This window comes from Pseudoduganella sp. R-43 (assembly GCF_049913255.1).
Taxonomy (GTDB): Bacteria; Pseudomonadota; Gammaproteobacteria; order Burkholderiales; family Burkholderiaceae_D; genus Rugamonas.
Genome location: NZ_CP183988.1, coordinates 6578947 through 6602914 on the forward strand (window position 1 = coordinate 6578947; position 23968 = coordinate 6602914).

The following is a 23968-nucleotide window of genomic DNA, read 5'->3' on the forward strand; positions in this document are numbered from 1 at the left end:
TTAACGGTGGTCCCAGGCCAGCATATTCCAGCTCACGCCGATCCGGACGTCCGTTTTCAGTTGTACCAATTGACGAGAAAGATACAACATCTCGCGCTCTTTTCGTAGGCTTTCGCCGACTTTGTCCTTCAGGATGCCTGCGCCGGCCATGATTGCGTCCAGAGTGCCGTAAGTTCGCAACAGTTTGGCGGCGGTCTTCACGCCCACATTGGAGACGCCGGGGATGGAGTCGGTCTCGTCGCCCATCAGCGCCAGCAGGTCGGGCAGCATGCCGGGCGTGACGCCCCACTTCTGCTCGACCCAGGTGCGGTCGTGCCATTCGGATTTGAAATGGTCCCAGATGCGGGCGCCTTCGGCGATCAGGCAATGCAGGTCCTTATCGGTGGTGGCCACCACCGCCTCGCCGCGGTTCTCGCTGAGCCAGCGCGTGACCACGGTGCCGATCACGTCGTCGGCCTCCACTTCGGGGATGGCGATCGGGCACATGCCGATCCTGGTCAGCTGCATATAGAACTCGGGCAGCGCCTCGCGCAGTACTTCCGGCATCGGCTGGCGGCCTTCTCGGTAGCCCTTGTACAGGCTATGGCGCCAGGTGGGACCGCCGTAATCGAAGGCTGGAAGGATATGGGTCGGTTCGTGGCCGTTGACCAGGCGCTGGAAAGCGTTGAACGCATGGCGCATGGCGATCTCGGCTTTGAGGTCCGAGTCCGGCTCCGGACTTGCCTCATACACACGCCGCACAATATTCAAACCGTCAATGGCCAGCAATCTTCCTGTCATAGCCGGCATTTTACCGCACAGCTACTTGCTGTTCCGTATCGCCGCGTGCAAAGTCAGCACAGCTACAGATCCCTTCAAGCAGACTGATCGACAATGGCGCAACACAGCTCTGACCCTGTTCTGCGTTCCCTCAAATTGCCTCCACCTGCATCAGGATTAAGATGATGAATCAAGATTGCGAATGGAGGCTGAGATGGAGCCAACTGTTTCAATGGAAGAGTTCGCACGTGACCCGATCAAATGGTTGGAACAGGCTCGGGCGAAGGAGGAAAATTTCCTGATTTCAGATCAGGGGGAATTGATTGCGCAGGTCACCCCGTTCCCAGTTTCCGATCCGACCGCAATTGATCGATTGCGTGAAATGACAATGAGTTACGGAGACGTGTTATCGCCCGCCTGGGAAGCTGAGCCAGAGACGAGCAAATGATATTGCTCGATACGCACACGCTAATCTGGTGGTATGAGAGAGATTCGCGTCTTTCGAACCACGCCGCGACGGCAATTGAACTTGGACAGGCGCAAAGCAGAGTGCTGGTTTCTACTATCACTAGCTGGGAAGTTGCACTCTTGCTTTGGAAAGGACGTTTAGCGCTGCATTGCGGAATCACCAATGGATTGCTGGCGTAGCACGCTTGCCAGTTTTTCGCTTTATCCCGTTGACAGCGCGATCGCCATTGACGCAGTTCATTTACCCAACTATTCTCCGCGTGACCCTGCCGATCGCATCATCATTGCAACTGCCCTACGATACGATGCCTCCATCGTGACGGCAGATCGAGAAATGCAAGGTTATCCGAACATCGCCACAATCTGGTAAGAACGCTCCCCTTTAATCAGTTTCACCAGCCGTTTCACTCGCTGAGACGCGATCGCACTTCCATCAAGGCAAACCCGAGCAGATTCATTCCCGTCCATTCGGATGGGTTCTCTGCATACGGCGAATCTGCAGCAAAGCCTGTACCCCAGACGAAATCAACGGGACTTGCTTCCACCAGGACTTGTTCGCCAGTGGCGAGCAGGAAGCCGCGCAACGGGGCGTTCTGCGCGAACTTTGCATAGTTGGCCTGGACCACGATATCCCAACGGTTCGCGGCCCAGATTTCTTCATCGAACCCTTGTACTTCGCGGCCGGCGGCTTTGGCGACTGCCGGGTTGCGAGCCTGCAGGATACGATCCAGCGCAACTGCGTCACTGAACAAGCGGGCCTTTTCCGCCATCATGAAATGTTCGGCTGTCGGGTACCGTGTGCCATCGATAACAAACTCCGCTTCGAACCATTGGCTGAAGCAAGTCTTCGTGATCGAACCATTCTGTGATGGTTGATGCCCCCAGAACAGAACCATCCTGGGTTGCCCATGATTGCGAACATGCTCGCACAGCTCGACGACATTCCTCATTTAATTTCTTCTCCAGTGAACTCCGCTTCAAAGGCGGCAACCGCTGCCCCCTTCCGGTCAAGCACCGCAAAGACCACGTGCTCGACCGCATCCCTTTATTGTTATTGGTTTTTTTTTGATCAAGCAGGAACATCATAAGCCACTTAGTGCAATTTCACAACTAAGTTAGACTATTTTTACACTAAGCCTTAGCGCAACAGTTCGTACGGGCCGCCGCGCTCCAGGGCACGCTGGTAGGCCGGGCGGGCGTGGATGCGCTGCAGGAAGGCTTGCAGGCGCGGGTAGTTGGCGCCAAGGCCGGCGCGCGAGGCGGCCGCTTCAAGGGGGAAGCTCATCTGGATATCGGCAGCGCTGAACTCGTTGCCAGCGAACCAGTCGCGGTTGGCGAGTTCGGACTCCAGGAAGGCCAGGTGGCGGTCGATATTGGGCTGCACGAAGCTCGACATCACCTTCTGCGCGATGGCGCGCTTGATCGGCTTGACGAAGAATGGCGCCGGCGAGGATTCAACCTTGTCGAACACGAGCTTCATCAGCAGCGGCGACATCAGCGAGCCTTCGGCGTAATGCATGAAGTAGCGCCAGCGCAGCTTGTCCGGCGTGCCGGCCGGCGGCACCAGCCGGTCATTGCCGTGCTTCTCCACCAGGTACTCGAGAATGGCGCCCGACTCCGCGACGATATTGCCTTCATGTTCGATGACGGGCGACTTGCCCAGCGGGTGCACCCTGGTCAGCTCCGGCGGTGCCAGCATGGTCTTCGGGTCACGCTGGTAATGCTTGATCTCATAGGCCAGCCCCAGCTCTTCCAGCAACCACAACACGCGCTGGGAACGAGAGTTATTGAGGTGGTGAACGATGATCATGGGCGCTCCGCAAGGTTAAAATGGAGCCATGACTTTACCACTGACCCAGGAATCCATCGCGACACTGGTCCACGAGTTCTACGACGGCGTGCGCGCCGATCCGGAACTGGGCCCTGTGTTCAATGCTGCCATCGACGACTGGGAGCCGCACCTGGCGCGCATGGTGGAGTTCTGGAGCACTACCATGCTGGGCACCAAGAGCTTCCAGGGCAATGTCTACGGCAAGCACATGGCGCTGCCGGGCGTACAGCCGCAGCACTTCCAGCGCTGGCTTGCGCTGTTCCAGTCGACGGTGGACCGCCTGTTCGAGCCAGCCGTGGCGGAAGAATTCCGCATCGTCGCCAGCCGTATTGCGCAAAGCCTGCAATACGGCTTCTTCGGCCAGGTGCATTTCAGCTGAAGGCGTCGGCGGCGCTCATCACCGAGTAACTGGCTTGCCAGCGGCGCAGTGCAGCCGGCAATACCTGCATCGGCTGCGGCGCCGCAATGAAGTCGCCGGAAGCCTGCGTGCACCCTTCTTCCCGCACTTGCAGCCAGTCCAGCAGGTTGGACACCTCACAGCAGCCTGCATGACCTTCATCGCGCAGTTCGAGCCGGTGTTGCGCAATGCCTGCCTGCAGCATCAGCCCCTGGATATCGGCCGCAAGCGCGATGGCGTCCGGCGTATCCTTGCTGAATGCCAGCGGCGGCAGGCACAACACCATGTCCAGCTTGAAGCCTTCCGCCTCCCACATCCTTAACGCAGCCAGCGCATCGCACACCATGTGCAGCAGGAAGACCCGTTCCAGTCCCGAAGCCGACAACTCGCCGGCAAAATCGCAGTAGTGCAGGACGCCGCTGCCGGGGCGGCGCCAATGGACGGCCGCCAGCACGCTGCCGATGCTGCCGTCACGCGCGGCAACCTGGGGCTGGCACCACAGTTCAAACTGGCCCAGCTCGAGCGCATTACCAATCAAATTTCACCTCCGCAGAGTAAGAGCGTTGTGGGTAAGGGTGGAAGTTCCAGTACTTGTAGTTGTTGGCGTTGTCGATGCCGAAGGCGGCGCTCCAGTGCTTGTCGATGCGGTAGCGCAGGCGCGCGTCGACCGTGAAGTATTTGCTGGCGCCCTGGTAGGCAAAGCCGTTGATGTCGGTGTTGTCCAGCGTCGAGTATTGCTTGCCGCTGTAGCGGGCTGCCAGCGTGGCGCTCAGCTTGTCGTTCACGCGGTAGGTTGCCACTGCACTGGCACGCCATTCGGGAATGCGCGGCTGCCATTTGCCGACGCTGGCCGGGAACTTCTCGTTGCGCTTGATCTTCGAATCGGTCCAGGTCAGGCTGGCCTGCATGTCGAGTCCTTCGACCAGCACGTTTTCGTTGGACCAGGCAGTCTCCAGGCCATGGGTGCGGATCAGGTCGACGTTCTGCACATTGGTCACGTTCGGCGTCACCAGCACATTGGTTTGCGAATACAGCGCGTCGCGGTTGCGCTCGAAGAAGGCCGTGATGCGCAAGGCGGAATTGCCGACCAGGCGCTCGGCGCTCAGCTCCGTAGTCCAGGAGCGCTCAGCCTTCAGGTCCGGATCGTTGTTGATCAGGGTGCCAGTGTTGTTGATGCCGCCCTGGTACAGCTCGGACACGGTCGGCATGCGGATCGCGCGTCCGGTGGAAGCTTTCAACGTCCAGTCCTCGTTGGCCTGGAAGGCCAACGCCGCCTTGGGCGAGACAAAGTTGTCGCTGCGTTTGGCGTGGCGCACCACGGTGGTCGCGTTGGCGGTTTCTCCATTACGGCCCTCCCAATGCTCGAAGCGCGCACCGAGCACGGTCTTCCAGTCTGGCGACAACTTCCAGGTGTCCTGCAAGTACAGGCTGTCGATGCTGGTGCGGCCGGAGAAAGCCTGATTGCGCGCGCCCGGCTCGCCGTTCAACCAGTCGCTGGTGGCGCGCTCGATTGTCGACAGCTTGTAGGCGGCGCGCTGGAAGCCAAAATCGAAGATGTGGCTGCCGCGCATGCCGTCCGGGCGATACACGCCTTTCAGAGACAAGGTATTCCAACCGGTGCCGCCCTGGTCGACGATGCGGCCGGCGCCGCCGCTTGCGGCAGCCGGGCGCGCCATGGTCGGTGCGCGCAGGATGTCGCGGTTGTAGTCATACAGGCTGGCCGCCACTTCCCAGTCGAACACGCCTTTGGTATTGCTCTTCACCGTCAATCCATGCATCAGGTGGCGCAACTCTTCCTTCGTCGAATTGAAGTCGGAAGCAGCCAGCGTGAAGCTGCGGCCGTTGATCGAGACCGGCCCGCTGAACACCGGCTTGCCTGTCGTATCCCGCAGGTAAGTATCGGGCGAGCCGCTCGAGTCGTTCTGCCACCAGCCCAGGGAGTAGCTGGCGCGCACGGTCGGCGAAAAATCGTATGCCACTTTGAACTTGGCGTGATCCTGCACCGTGCTGTACTGGGTCGCGGTGCCGAGGATGTAGATATCGCGGTTGCCACGGTCCTTGTCCACCACGGCGCCGGTGACTGGAACGCCCTTGCCACCCGCCGTGCCGCTCGCGATCGCACGCGTGGTGTAGGTCTGCGGCTGGCCATCGCTGTCGGTGCGGTTCACGCTGACAAACCAGGACCAGGCGCCGTGGCGGTCGCCAAGCGACATGCTGGACTGGCGTGCAGTCGAAGTCATGTTCGTGTTGTACAGCTCAAACGGCTGGCGCACATAGGCGACGCGCGCATGGGCTTCGAACTGCTTCGGCATGCGCGTCACGTAATCCACCACGGCGCCGACCGAGTTGCCGCCATAGGCCGCCGAGAACGGGCCATACAGTACGTCGACACGTTCGATTTCTTCCGGCGCCACCATGCCCCAGCGCGGCGCGAAGGTGGCGCCGTTGCCCAGGTAGTTCGACAGCAGCACGCCATCCGCATACACCGCCGAGCGCGCGCTGTTGCCGGTGCCGGAAGCGCGGGTGGACAGCACGGCATGGTTGTAGTCGCCGATATAGCGCTTGCGCACCAGCAGGCTTGGCAGGTATTTCAGCGCGTCTTCCGCATCGCTGGCGTTGACCTGCTCTTCGATCTGCGCACGGGTGACGCCTTCGATGGTGGTCGGGATCTGGGTCGGCAGCGAAGTCGGATGGCTGCCGGCAATGACGACAGTGCCAACCAGCTTGAGCGGCGATTCCCCTTCATGATCGGCAAATGCCGGGGCCGAAAAGACGGCCAGTAGCGCGGCGGCCAGGGGAATGAGGCGGGTGTTCATGATGCTTCCTTTCTTGTTCTTGCGAGCGAAGGCCTTGCGACCGCGCCGCCAATGGGCGCGTGCAATGCAAAGCCGGGGAGTACTGCTGCAAAGATTCAAGCGGAAGGCGGGGCGCGCGGCGGCGGCGCAAGGGAGACTTGCTGCGGCAACGCGGCCGCAGCCGGCAACGCCGGTTCAATGCGTGATGCCGCCACCAGCGCCAAGGCAGGGCCGGCAGGCGGCGGTACGGCGGGCAGGTCGGCCTGCACCATGCAGTACCCGCATTTCTGGACGACGTGGTGGGCTTTTGGCTGGGCGTGGCAATGCGCGACGCTGTTATCGCCGCAGGCCGCCGCCAGAAAAGTGGACAGCGTTGGCGCGGAGACGGCCATCAGCATCGCAAACAGCGCGATCCTGACAATCCCGGCAATCTGTCTCCTGCTCCAGCCCACGATGGCTCCCACAATGCAACCTCAATAAGTCGCATTGTAGGTACACGTTTGAGGCGGCGATATGCCCTAGATCAAGTTTTCACTTGCCCGCAGCGCGAGGGAACTGCTATCGTAAATCTTTCAGTCCTGACAACATGCTATGGATCATCTAGTAGCTCTCGAGTTGGTAGCTCTGTTCGTCGGCCTGTCATGCCTGCCCAACTGGCTCATCGCCCAATGGTATGCCGCTCATGGCTGCCGGCCGGCACTCAAGCGCTCCGCCGCCATCAGCGCCGTGCTGGCGCTCATTGGCATCAGCCTCGTCCTCGGTTCAGTTGCGCTGGAATTGCGCCACGCCAAACCCATGCTCACTTACGCATTCGGCTTGCTGGGCATTGCGGGCTTGCTGGTCTCTGCCGCGCTGCACACTTTCGACGAGGATTAAGCCGGCCCTGCGCCCCGGAACGGATCGCAGGACAGATAGTTATTCAGCGCTGGACGTGCAACTTGATCACGCGATGCACCGGCCCGCCGTCGGCAGGAGGGGCTGAAGACGCGGGCGAATCGCCACAACCGCCGCAGGAGCCGCAGCCGCTGCCGCAGCTCGATTCGGTATTGAAGAAGCGCGCCAGCTTTTCCTGCGGCAAGCCACGGCGCGACAGGGCATGGACGATCTGCTGGCGCCAGGCGGACGGCAGGTATTTCCGCGCCGCGTGCAGCGCGGCAGCTGCCACGATGATGCCGACGACGATTTCCTGCCACATGGTTCAGCCTCCCAGCGCCAGGGCGACGCGGTAAGTGATGAATGTGGCGGTGTACGCCAGCACGAACATGTAACCCGCCATCATCAGCGGATACTTCATCGAATTGGTTTCGCGGCGCACCACGGTCAGCGTGGACAGGCATTGCGGCGCAAAGACGTACCAGGCCAACAGCGCCAGTGCGGTCGGCAGGCCCCAGCTGGCCTGGATCACCGGCGCCAGGGAATTGGCCAGCTCGTCGCCAGTCTGCGACAGCGCATAAACGGTGCCCAGCGCGCCGACCGCCACTTCACGCGCCGCCATGCCCGGCACCAGCGCAATGCAGATCTGCCAGTTGAAGCCGATCGGCGCGAAGATGAATTCCAGTGCGCGGCCCAGCATGCCGGCCACGCTGTAGTAGATCGGCGGATGGGTCGCGCCTTCCGGTGCGCCCGGGAAGCTGGACAAGGCCCACAACAGCACCATCAAGGTCAGGATGGTGGTACCGACGCGCATCAGGAAGATCTTGGCGCGCTCGTACAGGCCGATGGCCAGGTTGCGCATGTGCGGCCAGTGGTAGGCCGGCAGCTCCAGCATGAGCGGCTGGTTGCGCTTGGCTTTCATGGAGCGCTTCATGACCCAGGCCACTGCCATGGCGGAGATGATGCCGGCAAAGTAGAGGCAGAACAGCACCAGGCCTTGCAGGTTGAACATGCCCCACACTTCGCGGTCCGGGATGAAAGCGGCGATCACCAGTGCATACACCGGCAGGCGCGCCGAGCAGGTCATCAGTGGCGCAATCATGATGGTCACGATGCGGTCGCGCGGGTTCTGGATGGTACGCGCTGCCATGATGCCGGGAATGGCGCAGGCAAACGACGACAGCAGCGGGATGAAGGCGCGGCCGGAGAGACCGACGCCACCCATCAGGCGGTCCAGCAGGAAGGCGGCGCGCGGCAGGTAGCCGCAGTCTTCCAGCACCAGGATGAAGAAGAACAGGATCAGGATCTGCGGCAGGAAGACCAGCACGGCGCCAACGCCGCCCAGCACACCGTCCACCAGCAGGGAGCGCAGCACGCCGTCGGCCATATGCGCTTTGACCAGCACGCCGAGGTGCTCGACGCCGCCGCTGATCATGTCCATCGGAACTTCAGCCCAGCTGAACACGGCCTGGAATACGCAGAACATCAGGACCGCCAGGATGATCGGCCCCATGAACGGGTGCAGCACGAAGTGGTCGATCTTTTCGGAGCGGTTGCCGCGGTCGTCGGCATCCTTGACGGCGACCGACAGGATGCGGCGCACTTCGCGCTGGGTTTCCTCAACGCTCACGGCATCGATGGCGGACAGCGGGTTGGCGACGCTTTCATAGAACGGCCACAGGCCGTCCAGTGCATCGACCAGGGCTTTCTCGCCGCCGCTCTTCACGGCCACGGTTTCCACCACCGGCATGCCCAGTTCCTGCGACAGCTTGCCCGCATCGACCACGATGCCGCGTTTCTTCGCGACGTCGACCATGTTCAGGCACAGCACCATCGGCAGGCCGAGGCGCTTGATTTCGAGGACCAGGCGCAGGTTCAGGCGCAGGTTCGTGGCATCGACCACGCACACCACGACGTCGGGCGAACGCTCGCCTTCGCGCAGGCCGGCCACCACGTCGCGCGTGATCATTTCATCAGGAGTATGGGCCGACAGGCTGTAGGCGCCCGGCAGGTCGAGCAGGCGGTACTGGTTGCCGGCACTGGAAGTGAACTGGCCTTCCTTGCGCTCGATGGTCACGCCGGCATAGTTGGCGACCTTCTGGCGCGCGCCGGTCAAACGGTTGAACAGCGCGGTCTTGCCGCAATTCGGGTTGCCCAGCAGGGCGACCATTGGCTGCTGCGCGATGGCTTGCGCGGCCTTTTCTACTGCACCCATTGATTTATTCCGGTTGGATCGAGATCAGCGCGGCCTCGAAGCGGCGCAGGGCAAACGTGGCATTGCCGACTTTGATGGCGAGGGGTTCGCCGCCTGGCAGGCCACGCTTGAGCATGCGGATGCGCTCACCGGGCACGAAGCCCAGCTCCATCAGGCGGCGCGCCAGGTCAGCGCCGTCCTCGGTATCTTCAGGATTGCCCGGAGCGATATGGATCACCGTTCCGCTCTGCCCCACCGGCAGGGAATCAAGCTTGATCAGGGTAGGAGCAAGGGTCATGGTGAACTTTCCAGGGCGAAATACAACCTCGCCATTATAAATGAGAATGGTTTTCAATTTCGCTTGCATTGTAGCCCTGTTCGGGTAGAATGGGAACCGTAATGATAATGATTCTCAATAACGGAATCGCAATCTTAGCCAGAAGGTAATCTCTGAAATGATCGTTTGTGTCTGCAACAACATCTCTGATCGAGAAATCCGTCAAGCCATAGATATGGGTATCAGCTCCATGGACGAGTTGCGCGAAGCGCTCGGCGTGGCCACCTGCTGCGGCAACTGCCTCAGCTATGCGGTGGAAGTGCTGGACGAACATCTGGGCAGCGGAATACAGGAGACTGTGCTCAAGCGCCCATCACTGACCGTGTAAGGAGCGCTTCATGCAATCGATGACTTTCCCGGCCGGCGGCGATTTCGGCGCCGGCGTTGGCGGCGCCAAGCTGACCAAGATCGCAGCGGTCGTCGCCTTGCATGCAGTCCTCGGTTATGCCTTTATTAACGGCACCATGCATCGCCTGGTGGACCGTATCCCGGAAGTGGTGAATGTCACGTTTGTGGCGCCGCCGCCACCTCCCCCGCCAGCTTCGCAGCCCAAGACCGTAGAAATCGCGCAGAAAGCGCCTTCGATCACCCCACCGCCGCTGCCGATGCTGCCGATCGTGATTGAAAATACCATCACCCCGCCGCCTTCGCAGGCGCGAGTGACCGAGCCTGCACCGGCAACGCCGGTCGTGGTGGCGCCGGTTGCTGCGGCGCCGGCGGCACCTGCCGCACCGGCTGGCCCGCGTGTGATCTCCGCTGTTGAGTATATCCGTGCGCCGCAGCCGGTGTACCCGTCGGTGTCGCGCCGCATGGGCGAACAGGGCGTGGTGACCTTGCGCGTGCTGGTCAATGAGAAGGGTTATGCCGAGCAGGCCTCGGTACAGAAATCGTCCGGCTTCAACAACCTGGACGAGGCTGGCCGCGCTGCTGTCATGCGTGCGCTGTTCAAGCCTTATGTGGAAGATGGCAAGGCGCAGCCGGTGTATGTGGTTGTGCCGATCAATTTCCAGATGTCCTGAAAACCGGTAAACCGATGTCAGACCCGCAGGGTCTGACACCTATGTGCAAACGCCGCGGCTTCTCTCGAAGTCGGCGGCGTTTGCGTTTCAGTGTCTGACCCTGCGGGTCAGACACTGGTTTACCGGTTTAAAGGTCAGCCCACATCCGCAACAGGTTGTGATAATGCCCCGCCAGGCCGACAGTGGCCTCGTCATCGCCATGCGAAGCGCGCAGCTTCTGGATATTCTGGTCCAGCTCGAACAGCATGGTGCGCTTCCAGTCGTCGCGCACCATCGACTGCGTCCACAGGAAAGACGCCACACGCTCGCCGGCAGTCACCGGATTCACGCGATGCACGCTGCTGGCCGGATAGATGATCGCATCGCCCGCCGGCAGCTTGACCTCGTGTGCACCGTAGCTGTCCATCACTGTCAGCTCGCCGCCTTCATACTCTTCGGGATCGGACAGGAACACGGTGGTGGAAACGTCCGAACGCATCACGTCCGCCGAACCCGCCATATGTCGGATCGCGCCATCGATATGCAGGCCATATGTCTCACCGCCTGTGTAGCTGTTGAAATACGGCGGCAGAATCTTCAGCGGCAGCGCCGCCGAATAGAACAGCGGGTTTTTCGCCAGCGCCTTGATGATGATATCCCCGAGTTCCAGCGCCAGCGGCGTCCCTTCCGCGATCTGGCGGTTGCGCTTGACTTGCGCCCCCTGCGATCCCACGCTGGCGCGGCCGTCGATCCATTCGGCGGCCGCCAGGCGTTGGCGGAAGAGTTTGACTTGCTCCGGCGTCAGCACGCCGGGGATATGCAGCATCATGATCAGTAGCGGAAGTTCGCAGTCAGGATTGCGGTACGGCCCACGCCAACACCGGCATAATGGTTGGAGCCGACCTTGTCGTAATACAGCTTGTCCGTCAGGTTCTGGATGTTCAACTGCAGGCTGATATTCTTGTTCACATCATAGCTCGCCATCGCGTCGTAGCGGGTGTAGCCCGGCACGAACTTGGTGTTGTTGACGTTGCTCCATACCTTCGACACTGCATTCACGCCGCCGCCAATGACCAGGCCTTGCATGATCGTGTACGAAGTCCACAGCGAAGCGCTCTGCTTTGGCGTTGCCGGGAAGGCGTTGCCGTTGAACGGGGATGCAGCATACACCGGCTTGGCGGTGGTGCCGACGTTAACAAAGCCGTTGTCCTCAACTTCGGAATCGAGCCAGGTGTAGCCGCCGAAGACCTGCCAGTTGCTGGTCAGTGCGCCGCTCACGCCCAGCTCAAAGCCCTTGACGGATTTCTTGCCGACGTTCTGGGTGGTGCCATCCACGTTGGTCACGCGGGCGTTGTTCATCTTGCTGGAGAAGATGGCGCCGCTGACGGACAGCTTGCGTGCCAGAATTTCCCACTTGGTGCCCAGTTCGAAGTTCTTGCTGTCCTGCGGCTTCAGGTTCTGTACCGAGGTGGACAGCGCGTCCACGCCATCGCCGCCGTCGTTGCCCGGAGGAGTGGACGAGGTGCCGTACGACACGTAGATGCTGCTGTTGGCTGCTGGCTTGTACACCAGGCCCGCCTGGTAGTTGGCGAAGCTGGACTTGTTTTCCGCGTCAATCGCAGCCACAACCGGGGTGGCGGCGGTGTTGGCGTTGGTGTGCAGGCCGGTGCGGAACTCGTCCCAGCGCACACCTACGTTCAGCAACCACTGCGGGTTGAACTCGATGGTGTCGAAGCCGTAGACCGAGCGGGTGTTGGTGTGCACCTTGGTGTCGTTCGGCGCCACGCTGCGTACCTGGCCGACGGTCCATGGATCGTACGGGTTCGGGTTGGACAAGGTTGTGCAGTTGTACAAGGTTTCCGCGCCTGCGGTAGGGCAGGTGGTGGTCTTGGTCAGCGGGTTGTTGGTGCCCGGGGTGAAGTTATAGGTCGCGCGCTCGGTCACTTCGCGGCTCACTTCCACGCCGGCGGTGAAGCTGTGCTTGACGCCTGCTGCAATCAGGGAGCCGGTCAGGCTGGACGCATTGGCCAGCGACTCGGTTTCCGCATTGCGGCTGTTGTGGCGGCGCCATACGGTGCCATACAGCACCACGTTGCCCTTGGAGTCGTCCGGCAGGGTGTAGACGTATTCATTGCCGGTCTTGCCGTAACGGGTCACGTTGCGGAAGGCCAGGCCGCTGCTGAATTCGTGCTTGATGTCGATGGTGCCGATGTCGGACTTGGTGTCGCGGAAGTCGCGGTCGACCAGGCCGTAAAAGGTCTCGCTTGGCACGTTGACTGGCTTGCCGACGCCGTTCTTGGCCACGTTCGCGCCGGTGGTGAACGGATTGTCGAATGGCACGCCGGCGTCCGGCAGCTCACTCGACTTGTAATGGTAGTAGCTCAGGTTGACTTTGGTCGGACCGGTCAGGCCGAAGGCCACGCTTGGCGCAAAGCCCCAGCGGTCGCTGTAAATCTCATCGTGATGGCCAGCAACGTGGTTTTCATGGCCCATCAGGTTCAGGCGCACGGCGGCGTTATCGCCGATCATGCGGTTCACGTCGGCGGTCACACGGCGATATTTCGCGGTACCCAGGCCAACGCTGGCGTTACTGAAGGTTTCCGCCTTGGCGGTCTTGGAAACCATATTGATGCCGCCGCCAGCGGACGAGCGGCCGCCGTATGCGGAATTCGGGCCTTTCACGACTTCGATCTGCTCCAGCGCGAAGATTTCGCGCGACTGGGAGCCGCTGTCGCGGATGCCGTCGATATAGGTGTCGGTCTGTGCGTTGTAGCCGCGGATGAACAGGTTGTCGCCCACTGGCTGGCCGCCTTCGGCAGCGCCGACGGTGATGCCCGGCACGGTGCGCAGCGCATCGGTCAGGGAGGTGGCGCCGGTCTGGGAAATCACCTCGGTCGGGATCACGGTCACCGATTTCGGGGTATCCAGCAGCGGGGCGGTGAATTTGTCGGATGCCGATTTCTTAACCTGGAAATCGCTGCCATTCTGGCCGGTAACGACCACTTCCTGCATTTTCTGCTCTGGTGCAGCGGTGTTGGTCTCGGCTTGCGCTACAGGCATCACCAGGGTGGCGGCGATGGCGGCGAGCGTAGCTGGCGCGTGCTTGCGGCTCTTAATGTAAGACATGGACAACTCTGAATTGTTGGGATAAAACGCAAATGATAATTGTTTTCATTTACATTAGCAATGTCGTTAGCAATCCTATGTTGCCCTCATGATTAGGTGGGAGCCCTGCTTCGTGGCAAAATGCCATTATTCCCAACCAAACAAGAAGGAAACCCCATGAAGGGCGACAAAGACGTTATCCGTCTGCTCAATGCGCAGCTGACCAACGAGCTGACAGCGATTAACCAGTACTTCCTGCATGCGCGCATGTACCGTCACTGGGGCTTCGACAAGCTGGGCAAGAAAGAGTACGACGAGTCGATCGGCGAGATGAAGCATGCCGACCGCCTGATCGACCGCATCCTGATGCTGGACGGCCTGCCGAACCTGCAAGCGCTGCACAAGCTGCTGATCGGCGAGAACACCGAAGAAATGCTGGCTGCCGACCTGAAGCTGGAAAAAGGTGCGCATGTGACCATCAAGGAAGGCATTGCGCAATCCGAGAAAGTCGGCGACTACGTGTCGCGCGACCTGCTGCTGGATATCCTCAAGGATACCGAGGAGCACATCGAATGGCTGGAAACCCAGATCGACCTGATCGGCAAGATCGGCATCCAGAACTATCTGCAATCGCAGATGTCGGAAGCCGAGTAATGCCCGGACAAAGTCCGGAACTCTTGCGGCGCCTGCTGCGCGCCAAAGACAAGATGGACGCCGCCTCGCAAGAGGAATGGCCGGTAAGCCGCCTGGCGGAAGTGAGCTGCGTTTCTGCAACTCACTTCGCCCGCTCTTTCAAGGAGGCTTTCGGCCTCCCACCCCACCGCTACCTGCTCACGCGCCGCATCGAGCGCGCCGTGACGCTGCTGCGCGAAACCGACCTGCCCATCACCGATATCGCCTACTCGACCGGCTGGAACAGCATCGGCACGTTCGGGCGCACCTTCCGCGACATCACCGGCAAGAACCCGGGCGACATCCGGGAACAGGTCCGCGCCGAGGCTGCGCAAGCCGGACGGGTGCCGGCCTGCGTGCTCAGCGCCGCGCACCGGCCCGACCTCACAATGGCAGTTTCGGAGAAGCGACGCCAGGAGAGCGTCCCTACAATGGAGTCTCACTTAAAGGAGACCACCCCATGACTCAAGGTATTCAAACCGTCGGCCTGTATGTTCGTGACCAGGATGAAGCGCTGGCTTTCTATGTCGACAAGCTCGGCTTCAAGGTCCATACCGACGTGCGCAACGGCGACTACCGCTGGCTGACCGTGCAGCATCCTGACCAGCCATCGTTCCAGCTCGGCCTCTACGTGCCAGGTCCACCTGTCCATGATGCGGCAACCGCGCAGGCGCTGAACGCATTGGTGGCCAAGGGCGCGATGCCGCCGATGGTGCTGGAAGTGGACGATTGTTTCGCCGCCTACGACAAGCTGCACCAGAAAGGCGTGGAATTCAACCAGGAGCCGGTAGAGCGCTACGGCACGGTGGATGCGGGCTTCCGCGACCCGTCCGGCAACGGCTGGAAGATGATCCAGACCCGCCGCAAGGCGGCAGCGGCTTAAGCCAGGCCCCAGGCTGTGCGCCAAGGCGCGTAGAACGCCGGATCCGGCGACACCGCGCCCGCGATGCCGCACACTGCGCCGGCGAACGCGTTGGCGCGCTCCAGGATCTGCGGCGTCTCCCAGCCGCGTGCCCGTCCCGTCAGGAATACGGCGGAAAACGCATCGCCCGCCCCCACCGAATCGACGAACCGGGATGGCATGACCGCCTGGTGGTCGACCACGCGCGAACCCTCGGCGCCAAAGTACATGGCGCCGCGCTCGCCCAGCGTGACCAGCAAGCCCTGGATGGAAAAGTTGTGCATGATGGCACGTGCTTCCGCTTCGACGGCGGCGCAGTCCATGTCTACCGTGTCAGGACAGGTGTGACAGTACCAGGAGAACAATGCCTGCAATTCATCCTCATTGACCTTGACGGTGTCGGCCCGCTGCAGCGCGGAAAACACCACTGCTTCATCCACCCCGTCGCGCAAGTTCAGGTCAAGGAAATGTTCAGCCTCGCTGGCGCAGTCCAGCACCGCGTTGAGCGCAGCGCGCGAAGTCGGGTCGCGTTGGGCCAGTGTCCCGAAATACACGGTGTCGGGGGAGAAGGCGCGCATCACGTCTACCGCGGCTGCCGCTTCGATATGGTCATAAGCCTGTTCAGCCAGGATGTGGAAGCGGTGGCCGCCTTTGCCATCGCGCTCCACGAGCACGCGGCCGGTCGGCTGCGGGCCGTGCTGCAAGCCCTCCGTGCTCATGCCAAAGCCTGCAAACGCCTCGCGCACCTGGTCGCCGTAACGGTCATTGCCGACGCGCGTCACCATCAGCGCCGGCAAGCCCAGCGCAGCCAGGTTGCGCGCCACGTTGAAGGGGGCGCCGCCGACGATCTGCTGTTCGCCAAAGTCGTCCAGCAGGGCTTCGCCAAATACCAGTATTCGCTCTGACATCGCTGCCCTCCCCCACGTTGATCGGCTCGGGCTATTTTAGCAAAACCGCTTCCTGGCGCGGAGCAGTGTCGGACAGCGGTCGCACAGCGCGCAGCTTGACGAACAGCACGGCCACAGCGGCGCACAGCAGCAGCGCACCGGCCAGGCGCACCACGTTCGCTGGCTCGCCGTGCAGCAAACTGCGGTAATACAGTGGCAAGGTGAAAATCTGGATGATCATCGGAATCACGATAAACATATTGAAGATGCCCATGTACACCCCGGTGCGTTCGGGCGGAATGCTGCCTGCCAGCATCACGTAGGGATTGCCCATGATGCTGGCCCAGGCCAGGCCGATGCCCAGCATGGGCCACAGCAATTGCAGCGGTTCTCGGATCAACGGAATGCTGAGCATGCCGATGCCGGCAGCCGCCAGGCAGAGGCTGTGCGTGATTTTCGGGCCGAAGCGGCGCGTGAACGGCACCAGCGCAAAGGCGGCAAGGAAGGCGACGAAGTTGTAGAAAGCGCCCACCTGCCCGTTCAGCAGGCCCGCCTCGCGGAACCCGGCCGATGCCGGATCGGAAGTCTTGTAGATCGAAGACGCCAGCGCCAGCATGATGTATTGCCAGTAGCAGAACATGGCGTACCACTGGAACAGCTTGACCACGGCCAGTTGCTTCATGGTGGGCGGCATGTCGCGCAGCGCTTCGGCGATTTCCTGCAGGGTGTGGCGCCAGCCGGTGGGTTTCGCGCGCAGTTCCGCTTCTTCCTGCGCCGACAGGGGCAATTCCGGCGTGCTCCAGCAGCTCCACAGCACCGAGGCGATCGAGAAGACGGCCCCCAGCAGGAAGGCGCCGATCACGGTGTAGGGAATGTGGTGGCTGTTGACGGCGTCGCGGCTGGTGCCGAGGTAAACCAGGATCGAGGGCGTGAGGTAGGCCAGCGTCTGCCCCAGTCCCGTGAATGCGCTCTGGGTCAGGAAGCCAAGCGAATGCTGGCGCACTGCCAGGCGGTCGCTGACGAAGGCGCGGTACGGTTCCATCGTCACGTTGTTGGCCGCATCGAGTATCCACAGCAGGCCGGCGGCCATCCACAGCACAGGGCTGAAAGGCATGGCCAGCAGGCCCAGGCTGCAAATCAGGGCGCCGATCAGGAAGTACGGCGTGCGGCGTCCCCAGCGCGAGACGGTGCGGTCGCTCAGGGCGCCAATGACGGGTTGCACCAGCAGGCCGGTGACGGGCCCGGCCAGCCACAGGTAAGGCAGGCTGGCTTCATCGGCGCCCAGGTATTTGTAGATCGGGCTCATGCTGCTCTGCTGCAGTCCGAAGCTGAACTGGATGCCGAAGAAGCCGATGTTCATGTTGACGATCTGCCGGAACGACAGATGCGGTTTGTGCTGCATCATCGCGTGGCTCCTTCCGCTGCGGCCTGCCAGCGCTGGGTCCATGGTTCGTAAAATGCCAGGTCCTGCGGTACTGCGCCGGACAGGCTGCATACGGCGCCGGCAAAGGCGTTGGCGCGCGCCATGGTCAGCGCCAGGTCCCAGCCTTGCACATGGCCGTGCAGGAAGACGGCGGAGAAAGCATCGCCGGCGCCCACCGTGTCGACCAGCTTGTACGGCTCTTCGTTGCCATGCTCGCGAATTACCCGGCCGTCTGCGCCAATATACATCGCGCCGCGCGGGCCGAGCGTGACGACCATTGCCTGCAGGCCGAATTTTTCGATCAGCAGGGAGCACGCCGGTGGCAACTCCGGATCATGTGCCTTTACCAGGCGCGGACCATCCGGCGCATACCAGGCCAGCAAGGCCGCCAGTTCGTCTTCGTTGACTTTCAGGATGTCGGCGTGGCGCAGCGATTCATAGACGCTGCGCTCGGTGTACTGGCCTTCGCGCAGGTTCAGGTCGAGGTAGCGGGTCGCCTGGCTGGCTTCCAGCAGTTCGATCAGCGCAGTGCGCGAAGTCAGGTGGCGCTGGGCCAGGGTGCCGAAGTACAGCACCTGCGGCCTGGCCGGCTCGAACGCGGCGCGTGCGCAGGCGGCATCGATATGGTCATAGGCCTGGCCTGGGAGGATGTGGAAGGCATGGCCTTGCAGTCCGCGTTCCACGACAACACGGCCGGTCGGCCAGGCGGGATCGGTCTGCAAGCCCCATTGCGGCATGCCGTAGCGCTCGAACTCTGCGCGCACGGCGGCGCCGTTGGCGTCCTGGCCGATGCGGGTGATCATCAGGGCCGGCGTGCCCAGGGCGGCCAGGTTGCGCGCCGCGTTGAAAGGCGCGCCGCCGACCACCTGCTCGCTGCCGAAATCATCGACGAGGGCTTCGCCGAACATTGCCACACACATGGCTGTCTCCATCTTGTTTTTCAGTGATCGCGCTCGAGCCAATACATGGCCCATGGCGCCAATGTGATCTCCCCGGACAGCGTGCCGCGCTCGATGGCGTCGGTCCATTGGCCTTGCAGCGCGAACTGCTGCGGCTTGCCCGAGAAATTGTATAGCGCGAGGAAGGCCGGGCCGCGCTGCAGCGCCAGCACTGACGGTGCCGACGAAAGCAGCGAGCGCGGCTCGCCTGCCGCCAACGCCGGCAAGCGCTGGCGAGCTGCCACCAGCGAGCGCAGTGCGGCGTAGACGCGGCCGGCCTGCGTATTGGCCTCGTGACGTTGCGCCAGTCGCTCCTCATCGAATGCTGGGCGCTGCAGCCAGCGGCTGTCCATTGCGCGATCCGGCCGCTGGCGGAAGCTGTAGTCATTGACCTGTCCGAGTTCGTCCCCCATGAACAGCACCGGCAGCGCGCCAAAGCTCAGCGCCAGTCCGTGCAGCAGCATCAGGCGCCGCAAGGCCAGCCCCTCACTTTCGTCATCGGCCGCTCCTTCGAGGCCGACGAGGCTCGCCGCCATGCCGTTGCTGCCATGCGCGGCGCGTGGATCGCTGCTCTGGAAGGCTTCGCCCCGTGCGTAGCTGCCGCCGTCACCCGCGAAGAAGCGCGAGATCGCGGCAAGGCGCGCTTGCGGGTCGCCCGTCTCCGAGGCTTCCGCGCGCAGGACGTTCCAGCCGATATCGTCATGGCAGCGCACGTAACTGAGCCAGCTTGCGTGCGGCGGCAGCGGCGGCGTGCCTTCGACCACCTTGCGCACCAGTGCTGCGTCCTGCTCCGCCAGCGAGCCCCAGGCTGCCGCCATCAGGCTGCTGTGGTAAGCGATATGGCATTCCGGTTGCGCAGCCTGGCCGAAGTAGGCCGGCAGCTCGCGCATCGGCACGATCGCCTCCGCTTTCAACAGCACACCCGGCGCGGCGATGGAGGCCAGGGCACGCAGGGCCTGCAGGATCAGGTGCGCCTCCGGCTGGTTCATGCAGTTGGTGCCTTCCCGCTTCCACAGGAACGCCGTGGAATCGAGACGGAATACTTCGATCCCGCGGTTTGCCAGGCGCAGCAGCGTCGAGGCCATCTCGGCGAATACTTCCGGGTTGGACCAGTTCAAGTCCCACTGGTAGGGATAGAAGGTGGTCCATGCCCAGCCGCCTGCTGCCGGCACTTCGGTGAAATTGCCGGGCGCCGCCTGAGGGAAGACCTGGCCCAGCGTCTTTTCGTAACGGTCCGGCAGCACGCGGTCCGGGAACAGGTGGAAATAGCCGCGCAGGCGCTGGTCGCCAGCGCGGGCGCCCAGCGCCCACGGATGGTCGTCCGCCACATGGTTCAGGATGAAATCCGAGCACAGGCTGATGCCTGCCGCGCGCAGGCTTTCCGTCAGCGCCTCGAGGTCGGCATTGTTGCCGAAGCGCGGCTCCACTTCTTCGAAACTGGCTACCGCAAAGCCGCCGTCATTCTCGCCTTTGCGCATCTTCAGGAAAGGCAGCAGGTGCAGGTAGCGCACGCCCAGTTCCTGCAGGTGCGGAATGCGCCTTGCGACGCCGCGCAGGTCGCCGCCAAGGCGGTCGACGTAGGCGCAATAGCCCAGCATCTGCTGCCCGAGGAACCAGGCTGGCTGTGCAGCGCGTTCGGCGTCAAGCGCCGCCAGCGCCGGGCTGCGTGCGGCGAGCAGCTCCGCTACGGTAGACAGCAGGCGGCCATACCACAGCTCGAAGCCCGGAGTGCGTCCATACAGCGCATGCAGGCAACCGTGCAGCGCCGGCGCATGCTCCGCATAGCGGCGCTCGGCTTGCGCACGGCGCCCCTCCGGCAAGACTTCGAACAGATGGTGGAAGGATGAAGACATCGGCATTGCGGTTTCCAGGTCAGAAGGAGTAGTTCAGGCCCATCTTCACGGCGCGGCCGCCGATCGAACGCGCGGCATGGCCATCGCCCTCAACCTCGGTGTAGCCGATCTTGTTGAACAGGTTGTTGACGCTCAGCGACAGGCTCAGTTGCGAGTTGAACTGGTAGCGTGCGAACAGGTTCACGGTACGGAAGGCCGGCATGTCGATGGTGTTGGCATCGTCCGCCCACGAGCGGCCAGTGCCCACCAGGCTGCCGCCCACGGTCAACGGGCCGGCATTGTAGCTAGGCGCGATCTGGTAGGTGATGCGGGCCTGGCGGCGCGGCGTATGGCCGATGGTGGATTCCTGGCCCGCGGCCGCCCCAACGATCTCGGCATCGGTCCAGGTCAAGCCGCCGTTGATGCGGAAGTCGCCCAGGCTCCATGCCGCTTCCAGCTCCGCGCCCTTGGCGTCGTAACGGTTGGCGGTGCTGATCTGCGTCGTCGCTTCGAAGTTCGATTCGTCGGTCTTGGCCCGGAACAGCGTCAGGAACGCACTGGCGCTGCCGGAACGCCATTTCACCCCGCCTTCCACCTGGCGCACGGTATTGATGTTGATCGGCGCGCTGCCATCGAGCGGCGTGCCGAACAGGATGCGGTCCGCATTGAAAGCCACGCCGTCGCTGACGCGGGCAAACAGCGCCAGGTCGCGATTAAGCTGGTAGTTGCCGCCCACCGAGTACGATGTGTGGTGGATCTTGTAGTCGACCAGTTGCTCGTTGGCCGGTTCGTAGGCCAGGCCATTGGTGGCGATATTGGCCGTACCGTTGGCGCGCTGGCGATCCTGGCGCACGCTGGCGTCAAAGTTCAGCGGGCCTTTTTCCCAGCCCACGTTCAGGTAAGGCGAGAGCAGCTTGTATTCCATGTCGACCGCGCGCATGCAGCAGCCGCCAAAGGCCGGGCCGACATAGCCGGGCGTGGCCGACGCGGTCTGCAGCAAGGCGGGCTTGTCGCCGGTGAGCTGCATCAGGTATTCGTTGAAGTTCCACGTCAGGCCCAGTTTCTGCAGCGAGGTGTACAGGCCGCCGGTGGTGGTCAGCTTGCCGCCGTTGATGGCCAAGGTCTTGGCCAGTTTCAGGTCGTTCAGGGTATTGTCGGCGTTGTCGATCGAGGTGTTGAACACCACGGCGGAGAAGGCCATGCCGTTGTAGGCCTTGCCCTTGTCCGGGCCGGTGGCGATCACGTAATTGCCGGCCACGCCGTTATTGGCTGGGAAAACGCCGAGGAAGCGGCCGCTATTGTTCGATTTGCGGAAGCTGTCGCTCAAGGTAATGCCGTTGCCAAGGTCGAACGAAGCAGCGATGCCAAAGCTGTCGCTCTTGACGCGCAGGCCGTCGTTGACATTGCTCGATGCCTTGCCGTTTTCCTTGGTCAGCGAGATATCGCGCGTCCAGTAGGGCGAGTAGAACGTGGTGTCGCGCGGATCGATGCCGGGGATTTCGCTGATGCGGCCATTGGTGACGCGCACCGGCACCGGCAGCGCAGTCGGCGCCTTGTCGTCCAGGTGCTTGAAGGATAGCCTGATCCAGCCGTTCGACAGTTCCTGCGTAATGTTGCCGCGGATCTGCCCACCTTCTTCCGTGTTCATGCCGGTGTTGCGCTGGCCTTCGCCGCTGCGGTAATGGCCGCCGATGAAGAAGCGGGTCTTTTCCGCCAGGCGGCCGCCGTAGTCGAAGTCGTAGCGCGTTTCGTCGTAACCCAGGCCGCGCTGGATGCCGATATTGCCGCCCTGCTGTTCGCCGGTCTTGCTGATGAAGTTGATGATGCCGCCCGGCGAGTTGGTGGCCAGGGTCGAGGCCGAGCCGCCGCGCACCACTTCCAGGTGGTCCAGCGAACCGTCGATCTTCACAAAGCTGTCCGGCGTGATGAAGTTGAAGTCGCCCGACTGCAGCACGGGCAGGCCGTCTTCCTGCATCTGCACATAGCGCGCACCGCCGGCAGAAATCGGCACGCCGCGCACGGTGATGTTGGCATTGCCCTCGCCGCCTGAGGACTCGGCGCGTACGCCGGGCACGGAGCGCAGCACTTCAGCGGCGCTGGTCGGGGCGGACAGGGAAATCGCTTCCGACTCCATGGTACTGACCGAGATACTGGAGCGCATCTTGGAACTGCGGCTGGCGGTGCCGGTGACCACCACGCGCTCCAGCTTCAAGCCATCGGCTGGCGCCGCGGCAGCAGACACTGGCGCTGGCGCCTGGTCGTCGGCGTGGGCTGGCTGCGGCGCAGCTTCCTGGGAATAGGCGGGGTGGGCGAATGCAGCAGCGATGGCAGCAGCCATGCAGCCACGCTGGGCTGTACGTAAAACCATTGTCTCCTCCGTTGATCGGGCTTATTCATCGGCCATCTGGCCGCGTCTGTTTATCTGCAGATGCCTCATTATTCATCAGCTTTTTGCAAATTGCAATCGATTGCAAAGATTATTTGCAGAACGCTCGTGCGCCAGTGCTGTGCGCAATGCAAACGGTTGCAATCAGCGCGAGCTGGCGCGCTGGATCAAGGAGGTGGGAAGTTCAATCGAGCGGGCCGCCTGGCCCTCGGTCTGTGCCAGCAGGGCTGCCACCATGGCGCGCCCCGCGTCGCGCACGGGCTGGCGCACCGAGGTCAGGGGAGGATGGAAGTAGGAAGAGAGCTCGATATCGTCATAGCCGACGACAGCCACATCGCCCGGCACCGAGCGGCCCTGCTCGCGCAAGGCGTTAATGGTCATCATGCCCAGCAAGTCGGAACAGGCAAACACCGCGTCGTACTGCACGCCGCGCCGCGCCAGTTCCGCCACCGCCTCGCGCCCGCCTTCCGGCAGGAAGGAAGCCGCCACGCACAGCTCGGGATCGAGCGCGATGCCGGCCGCCTGCAAGGCCGCGCAATAGCCGCGGTAGCGCTGCTCGACTTCCGGCAGGCGCGTATCGCCGAAGAAGGCAATGCGGCGCCGGCCCTCGGCCAGCAAATGCTCGGCAGCCAGGCGGCCGCCGCTCAGGTTATCGCCGCCGACGGTGCAATACAGCTGCTGCGGCATCTGCGCCCCCCACACCACCAGCGGCACATGGCGCGCCGCCATTTCGTTCAACTGGTCGTGGTGGCCCCACTGGCCGATCAGGATGATGCCGATCACGCGGCCCGTATCGAACGGCGTGGCGGCGGAGTCGAGCTGCTCCGCATCCACGCGCGACAGCAGCATGTCGAAACCCTGCTCCGTCAGCGCATCGGCCAGGGAGCCGATCATCGACAGGAAGAAGGGATCGGAAAGGCTCTGGTGCACCTTGGCATCGGATGGCACCACCACGGCCACTGAGCGGTTCTGTTTCAGGCGCAGGTTCTGTGCGCCGACGTTGATGGTGTACTTGAGCGAACGCGCCAGCTCCATGATGCGGGTGCGCGTCTCCTCGTTAACCAGCTTGCTGCCGGCCAGAGCACGCGACACGGTGGAGGTGGACACCCCCGCCAGGCGGGCGATGTCCGCCATCTGCAGGCGTTCCTGGGACGGTGGCTTGGCTGCCATGC

General features: G+C 62.6%; 27 protein-coding genes. 10 read left to right on the forward strand and 17 right to left on the reverse strand.

Annotation, left to right across the window (positions count from 1 at the left end; genetic code table 11):
* Entirely contained in the window at window positions 1-780 is a 780-nt protein-coding gene (locus ACN9M3_RS30045) for a 5'-3' exonuclease (RefSeq protein WP_426165809.1), read from the reverse strand.
* 193 nt (window positions 781-973) lie between these two features.
* On the opposite strand from ACN9M3_RS30045, the gene ACN9M3_RS30050 reads away from it, so the two are divergent.
* The 3 genes from ACN9M3_RS30050 to ACN9M3_RS30060 are packed head-to-tail and all read left to right on the forward strand — an operon-like array spanning window position 974 to window position 1597.
* Window positions 974-1207 (forward strand): hypothetical protein, encoded by a 234-nt coding sequence (locus ACN9M3_RS30050; RefSeq protein WP_426319550.1) that lies wholly within the window; start codon window positions 974-976, stop codon window positions 1205-1207.
* A complete protein-coding gene (locus ACN9M3_RS30055) occupies window positions 1204-1407 on the forward strand; it encodes a PIN domain-containing protein (protein ID WP_426319551.1) in 204 nt (67 codons plus the stop codon). Before ACN9M3_RS30050 ends, ACN9M3_RS30055 begins: the two co-directional genes overlap by 4 nt.
* Complete coding sequence (locus ACN9M3_RS30060) at window positions 1391-1597, forward strand: PIN domain-containing protein (protein ID WP_426319552.1); 207 nt, start codon at window positions 1391-1393, stop codon at window positions 1595-1597. Before ACN9M3_RS30055 ends, ACN9M3_RS30060 begins: the two co-directional genes overlap by 17 nt.
* Before the next feature lie 34 nt (window positions 1598-1631).
* On the opposite strand, the gene ACN9M3_RS30065 is transcribed toward ACN9M3_RS30060, so the two are convergent.
* Complete coding sequence (locus ACN9M3_RS30065; RefSeq protein WP_426319553.1) at window positions 1632-2177, reverse strand: NADAR family protein; 546 nt, start codon at window positions 2175-2177, stop codon at window positions 1632-1634.
* 188 nt (window positions 2178-2365) lie between these two features.
* Window positions 2366-3037, reverse strand: a complete 672-nt coding sequence (locus ACN9M3_RS30070; RefSeq protein WP_426319554.1) for a glutathione S-transferase family protein — start codon at window positions 3035-3037, stop codon at window positions 2366-2368.
* A gap of 28 nt (window positions 3038-3065) precedes the next feature.
* Between ACN9M3_RS30070 and ACN9M3_RS30075 the strand changes: the two genes are divergently transcribed.
* Window positions 3066-3437, forward strand: a complete 372-nt coding sequence (locus tag ACN9M3_RS30075; protein ID WP_426165819.1) for a group III truncated hemoglobin — start codon at window positions 3066-3068, stop codon at window positions 3435-3437.
* On the opposite strand, the gene ACN9M3_RS30080 is transcribed toward ACN9M3_RS30075, so the two are convergent.
* The 3 genes from ACN9M3_RS30080 to ACN9M3_RS30090 form a co-directional block, all read right to left on the reverse strand.
* A complete protein-coding gene (locus tag ACN9M3_RS30080; RefSeq protein WP_426319555.1) occupies window positions 3430-3993 on the reverse strand; it encodes a hypothetical protein in 564 nt (187 codons plus the stop codon). The two genes, ACN9M3_RS30075 and ACN9M3_RS30080, sit on opposite strands and share 8 nt — an antisense overlap.
* Window positions 3983-6271, reverse strand: a complete 2289-nt coding sequence (locus tag ACN9M3_RS30085; RefSeq protein WP_426319556.1) for a TonB-dependent receptor — start codon at window positions 6269-6271, stop codon at window positions 3983-3985. Before ACN9M3_RS30085 ends, ACN9M3_RS30080 begins: the two co-directional genes overlap by 11 nt.
* A gap of 95 nt (window positions 6272-6366) precedes the next feature.
* Window positions 6367-6702 (reverse strand): DUF2946 family protein, encoded by a 336-nt coding sequence (locus ACN9M3_RS30090; protein WP_426319557.1) that lies wholly within the window; start codon window positions 6700-6702, stop codon window positions 6367-6369.
* A 139-nt stretch (window positions 6703-6841) separates the two neighbouring features.
* Here ACN9M3_RS30090 and ACN9M3_RS30095 point away from each other — a divergent pair, with 139 nt between their 5' ends.
* Window positions 6842-7126 (forward strand): hypothetical protein, encoded by a 285-nt coding sequence (locus ACN9M3_RS30095; RefSeq protein ID WP_426319558.1) that lies wholly within the window; start codon window positions 6842-6844, stop codon window positions 7124-7126.
* 43 nt (window positions 7127-7169) lie between these two features.
* On the opposite strand, the gene ACN9M3_RS30100 is transcribed toward ACN9M3_RS30095, so the two are convergent.
* Genes ACN9M3_RS30100 through ACN9M3_RS30110 form a run of 3 tightly spaced genes read right to left on the reverse strand, consistent with a single transcriptional unit; the run spans window position 7170 to window position 9615 of the window.
* Window positions 7170-7445, reverse strand: a complete 276-nt coding sequence (locus ACN9M3_RS30100; RefSeq protein WP_426319559.1) for a DUF6587 family protein — start codon at window positions 7443-7445, stop codon at window positions 7170-7172.
* Window positions 7446-7448: 3 nt separating this feature from the next.
* The gene (feoB, locus tag ACN9M3_RS30105; protein ID WP_426165831.1) at window positions 7449-9338 is read right to left on the reverse strand and encodes a ferrous iron transporter B; all 1890 of its coding nucleotides are present in this window, start codon (window positions 9336-9338) and stop codon (window positions 7449-7451) included.
* A 4-nt stretch (window positions 9339-9342) separates the two neighbouring features.
* Window positions 9343-9615 carry a FeoA family protein gene (locus ACN9M3_RS30110; RefSeq protein ID WP_057261371.1) on the reverse strand — a complete coding sequence of 91 codons (273 nt, stop codon included), beginning with the start codon at window positions 9613-9615 and terminating at the stop codon, window positions 9343-9345.
* Between the two features lie 157 nt (window positions 9616-9772).
* Between ACN9M3_RS30110 and ACN9M3_RS30115 the strand changes: the two genes are divergently transcribed.
* Window positions 9773-9982: a (2Fe-2S)-binding protein gene (locus ACN9M3_RS30115; protein ID WP_057261372.1), complete on the forward strand. Its 210-nt coding sequence runs from the start codon at window positions 9773-9775 to the stop codon at window positions 9980-9982.
* 10 nt (window positions 9983-9992) lie between these two features.
* The gene (locus tag ACN9M3_RS30120; RefSeq protein WP_426319560.1) at window positions 9993-10673 is read left to right on the forward strand and encodes an energy transducer TonB; all 681 of its coding nucleotides are present in this window, start codon (window positions 9993-9995) and stop codon (window positions 10671-10673) included.
* Between the two features lie 127 nt (window positions 10674-10800).
* Here ACN9M3_RS30120 and ACN9M3_RS30125 read toward each other — a convergent pair whose 3' ends face one another.
* Together ACN9M3_RS30125 and ACN9M3_RS30130 are read right to left on the reverse strand one after the other, a co-directional pair.
* Window positions 10801-11481: a Fe2+-dependent dioxygenase gene (locus ACN9M3_RS30125; protein ID WP_426319561.1), complete on the reverse strand. Its 681-nt coding sequence runs from the start codon at window positions 11479-11481 to the stop codon at window positions 10801-10803.
* A 2-nt stretch (window positions 11482-11483) separates the two neighbouring features.
* Entirely contained in the window at window positions 11484-13778 is a 2295-nt protein-coding gene (locus tag ACN9M3_RS30130) for a TonB-dependent receptor (protein ID WP_426319562.1), read from the reverse strand.
* A 156-nt stretch (window positions 13779-13934) separates the two neighbouring features.
* On the opposite strand from ACN9M3_RS30130, the gene bfr reads away from it, so the two are divergent.
* The 3 genes from bfr to ACN9M3_RS30145 are packed head-to-tail and all read left to right on the forward strand — an operon-like array spanning window position 13935 to window position 15312.
* Window positions 13935-14411: a bacterioferritin gene (gene bfr, locus ACN9M3_RS30135; RefSeq protein WP_057261376.1), complete on the forward strand. Its 477-nt coding sequence runs from the start codon at window positions 13935-13937 to the stop codon at window positions 14409-14411.
* Window positions 14411-14893, forward strand: coding sequence for a helix-turn-helix domain-containing protein (locus ACN9M3_RS30140; protein WP_426319563.1), 483 nt, complete (start codon window positions 14411-14413; stop codon window positions 14891-14893). Before bfr ends, ACN9M3_RS30140 begins: the two co-directional genes overlap by 1 nt.
* Window positions 14890-15312 (forward strand): VOC family protein, encoded by a 423-nt coding sequence (locus ACN9M3_RS30145; protein ID WP_426319564.1) that lies wholly within the window; start codon window positions 14890-14892, stop codon window positions 15310-15312. Before ACN9M3_RS30140 ends, ACN9M3_RS30145 begins: the two co-directional genes overlap by 4 nt.
* Here ACN9M3_RS30145 and ACN9M3_RS30150 read toward each other — a convergent pair.
* The 6 genes from ACN9M3_RS30150 to ACN9M3_RS30175 all read right to left on the reverse strand — a co-directional run bounded on the left by ACN9M3_RS30150 (window position 15309) and on the right by ACN9M3_RS30175 (window position 23966).
* Window positions 15309-16238, reverse strand: a complete 930-nt coding sequence (locus ACN9M3_RS30150) for a PfkB family carbohydrate kinase (protein WP_426319565.1) — start codon at window positions 16236-16238, stop codon at window positions 15309-15311. The genes ACN9M3_RS30145 and ACN9M3_RS30150 overlap by 4 nt on opposite strands.
* Window positions 16239-16269: 31 nt before the next feature.
* Window positions 16270-17622, reverse strand: a complete 1353-nt coding sequence (locus tag ACN9M3_RS30155) for an MFS transporter (protein WP_426319566.1) — start codon at window positions 17620-17622, stop codon at window positions 16270-16272.
* A complete protein-coding gene (locus ACN9M3_RS30160; protein WP_426319567.1) occupies window positions 17619-18560 on the reverse strand; it encodes a PfkB family carbohydrate kinase in 942 nt (313 codons plus the stop codon). The genes ACN9M3_RS30155 and ACN9M3_RS30160 overlap by 4 nt, the downstream gene beginning before the upstream one ends.
* Before the next feature lie 20 nt (window positions 18561-18580).
* Window positions 18581-20437, reverse strand: coding sequence for an alpha-amylase family protein (locus tag ACN9M3_RS30165; protein ID WP_426319568.1), 1857 nt, complete (start codon window positions 20435-20437; stop codon window positions 18581-18583).
* A gap of 13 nt (window positions 20438-20450) precedes the next feature.
* Complete coding sequence (locus tag ACN9M3_RS30170; RefSeq protein ID WP_426319569.1) at window positions 20451-22778, reverse strand: TonB-dependent receptor; 2328 nt, start codon at window positions 22776-22778, stop codon at window positions 20451-20453.
* A gap of 162 nt (window positions 22779-22940) precedes the next feature.
* Window positions 22941-23966, reverse strand: a complete 1026-nt coding sequence (locus tag ACN9M3_RS30175; protein ID WP_426319570.1) for a LacI family DNA-binding transcriptional regulator — start codon at window positions 23964-23966, stop codon at window positions 22941-22943.
* Window positions 23967-23968 lie beyond the last annotated feature (2 nt).

What these genes read in the sequence shown, in the direction of transcription:
- ACN9M3_RS30115 (WP_057261372.1), top strand. Translation starts at nt 9,773, where the DNA reads ATGATCGTTTGTGTCTGCAACAACATCTCTGATCGAGAAATCCGTCAA.
- ACN9M3_RS30060 (WP_426319552.1), top strand. Translation starts at nt 1,391, where the DNA reads ATGGATTGCTGGCGTAGCACGCTTGCCAGTTTTTCGCTTTATCCCGTT.
- ACN9M3_RS30095 (WP_426319558.1), top strand. Translation starts at nt 6,842, where the DNA reads ATGGATCATCTAGTAGCTCTCGAGTTGGTAGCTCTGTTCGTCGGCCTG.
- ACN9M3_RS30145 (WP_426319564.1), top strand. Translation starts at nt 14,890, where the DNA reads ATGACTCAAGGTATTCAAACCGTCGGCCTGTATGTTCGTGACCAGGAT.
- ACN9M3_RS30100 (WP_426319559.1), bottom strand. Translation starts at nt 7,445, where the DNA reads ATGTGGCAGGAAATCGTCGTCGGCATCATCGTGGCAGCTGCCGCGCTG.
- ACN9M3_RS30045 (WP_426165809.1), bottom strand. Translation starts at nt 780, where the DNA reads ATGACAGGAAGATTGCTGGCCATTGACGGTTTGAATATTGTGCGGCGT.
- ACN9M3_RS30125 (WP_426319561.1), bottom strand. Translation starts at nt 11,481, where the DNA reads ATGATGCTGCATATCCCCGGCGTGCTGACGCCGGAGCAAGTCAAACTC.
- ACN9M3_RS30170 (WP_426319569.1), bottom strand. Translation starts at nt 22,778, where the DNA reads ATGGTTTTACGTACAGCCCAGCGTGGCTGCATGGCTGCTGCCATCGCT.
- ACN9M3_RS30120 (WP_426319560.1), top strand. Translation starts at nt 9,993, where the DNA reads ATGCAATCGATGACTTTCCCGGCCGGCGGCGATTTCGGCGCCGGCGTT.
- ACN9M3_RS30070 (WP_426319554.1), bottom strand. Translation starts at nt 3,037, where the DNA reads ATGATCATCGTTCACCACCTCAATAACTCTCGTTCCCAGCGCGTGTTG.
- feoB (WP_426165831.1), bottom strand. Translation starts at nt 9,338, where the DNA reads ATGGGTGCAGTAGAAAAGGCCGCGCAAGCCATCGCGCAGCAGCCAATG.
- ACN9M3_RS30165 (WP_426319568.1), bottom strand. Translation starts at nt 20,437, where the DNA reads ATGCCGATGTCTTCATCCTTCCACCATCTGTTCGAAGTCTTGCCGGAG.
- ACN9M3_RS30050 (WP_426319550.1), top strand. Translation starts at nt 974, where the DNA reads ATGGAGCCAACTGTTTCAATGGAAGAGTTCGCACGTGACCCGATCAAA.
- ACN9M3_RS30110 (WP_057261371.1), bottom strand. Translation starts at nt 9,615, where the DNA reads ATGACCCTTGCTCCTACCCTGATCAAGCTTGATTCCCTGCCGGTGGGG.
- ACN9M3_RS30085 (WP_426319556.1), bottom strand. Translation starts at nt 6,271, where the DNA reads ATGAACACCCGCCTCATTCCCCTGGCCGCCGCGCTACTGGCCGTCTTT.
- ACN9M3_RS30065 (WP_426319553.1), bottom strand. Translation starts at nt 2,177, where the DNA reads ATGAGGAATGTCGTCGAGCTGTGCGAGCATGTTCGCAATCATGGGCAA.
- ACN9M3_RS30055 (WP_426319551.1), top strand. Translation starts at nt 1,204, where the DNA reads ATGATATTGCTCGATACGCACACGCTAATCTGGTGGTATGAGAGAGAT.
- ACN9M3_RS30150 (WP_426319565.1), bottom strand. Translation starts at nt 16,238, where the DNA reads ATGTCAGAGCGAATACTGGTATTTGGCGAAGCCCTGCTGGACGACTTT.
- ACN9M3_RS30160 (WP_426319567.1), bottom strand. Translation starts at nt 18,560, where the DNA reads ATGTGTGTGGCAATGTTCGGCGAAGCCCTCGTCGATGATTTCGGCAGC.
- ACN9M3_RS30155 (WP_426319566.1), bottom strand. Translation starts at nt 17,622, where the DNA reads ATGATGCAGCACAAACCGCATCTGTCGTTCCGGCAGATCGTCAACATG.
- bfr (WP_057261376.1), top strand. Translation starts at nt 13,935, where the DNA reads ATGAAGGGCGACAAAGACGTTATCCGTCTGCTCAATGCGCAGCTGACC.
- ACN9M3_RS30140 (WP_426319563.1), top strand. Translation starts at nt 14,411, where the DNA reads ATGCCCGGACAAAGTCCGGAACTCTTGCGGCGCCTGCTGCGCGCCAAA.
- ACN9M3_RS30175 (WP_426319570.1), bottom strand. Translation starts at nt 23,966, where the DNA reads ATGGCAGCCAAGCCACCGTCCCAGGAACGCCTGCAGATGGCGGACATC.
- ACN9M3_RS30130 (WP_426319562.1), bottom strand. Translation starts at nt 13,778, where the DNA reads ATGTCTTACATTAAGAGCCGCAAGCACGCGCCAGCTACGCTCGCCGCC.
- ACN9M3_RS30075 (WP_426165819.1), top strand. Translation starts at nt 3,066, where the DNA reads ATGACTTTACCACTGACCCAGGAATCCATCGCGACACTGGTCCACGAG.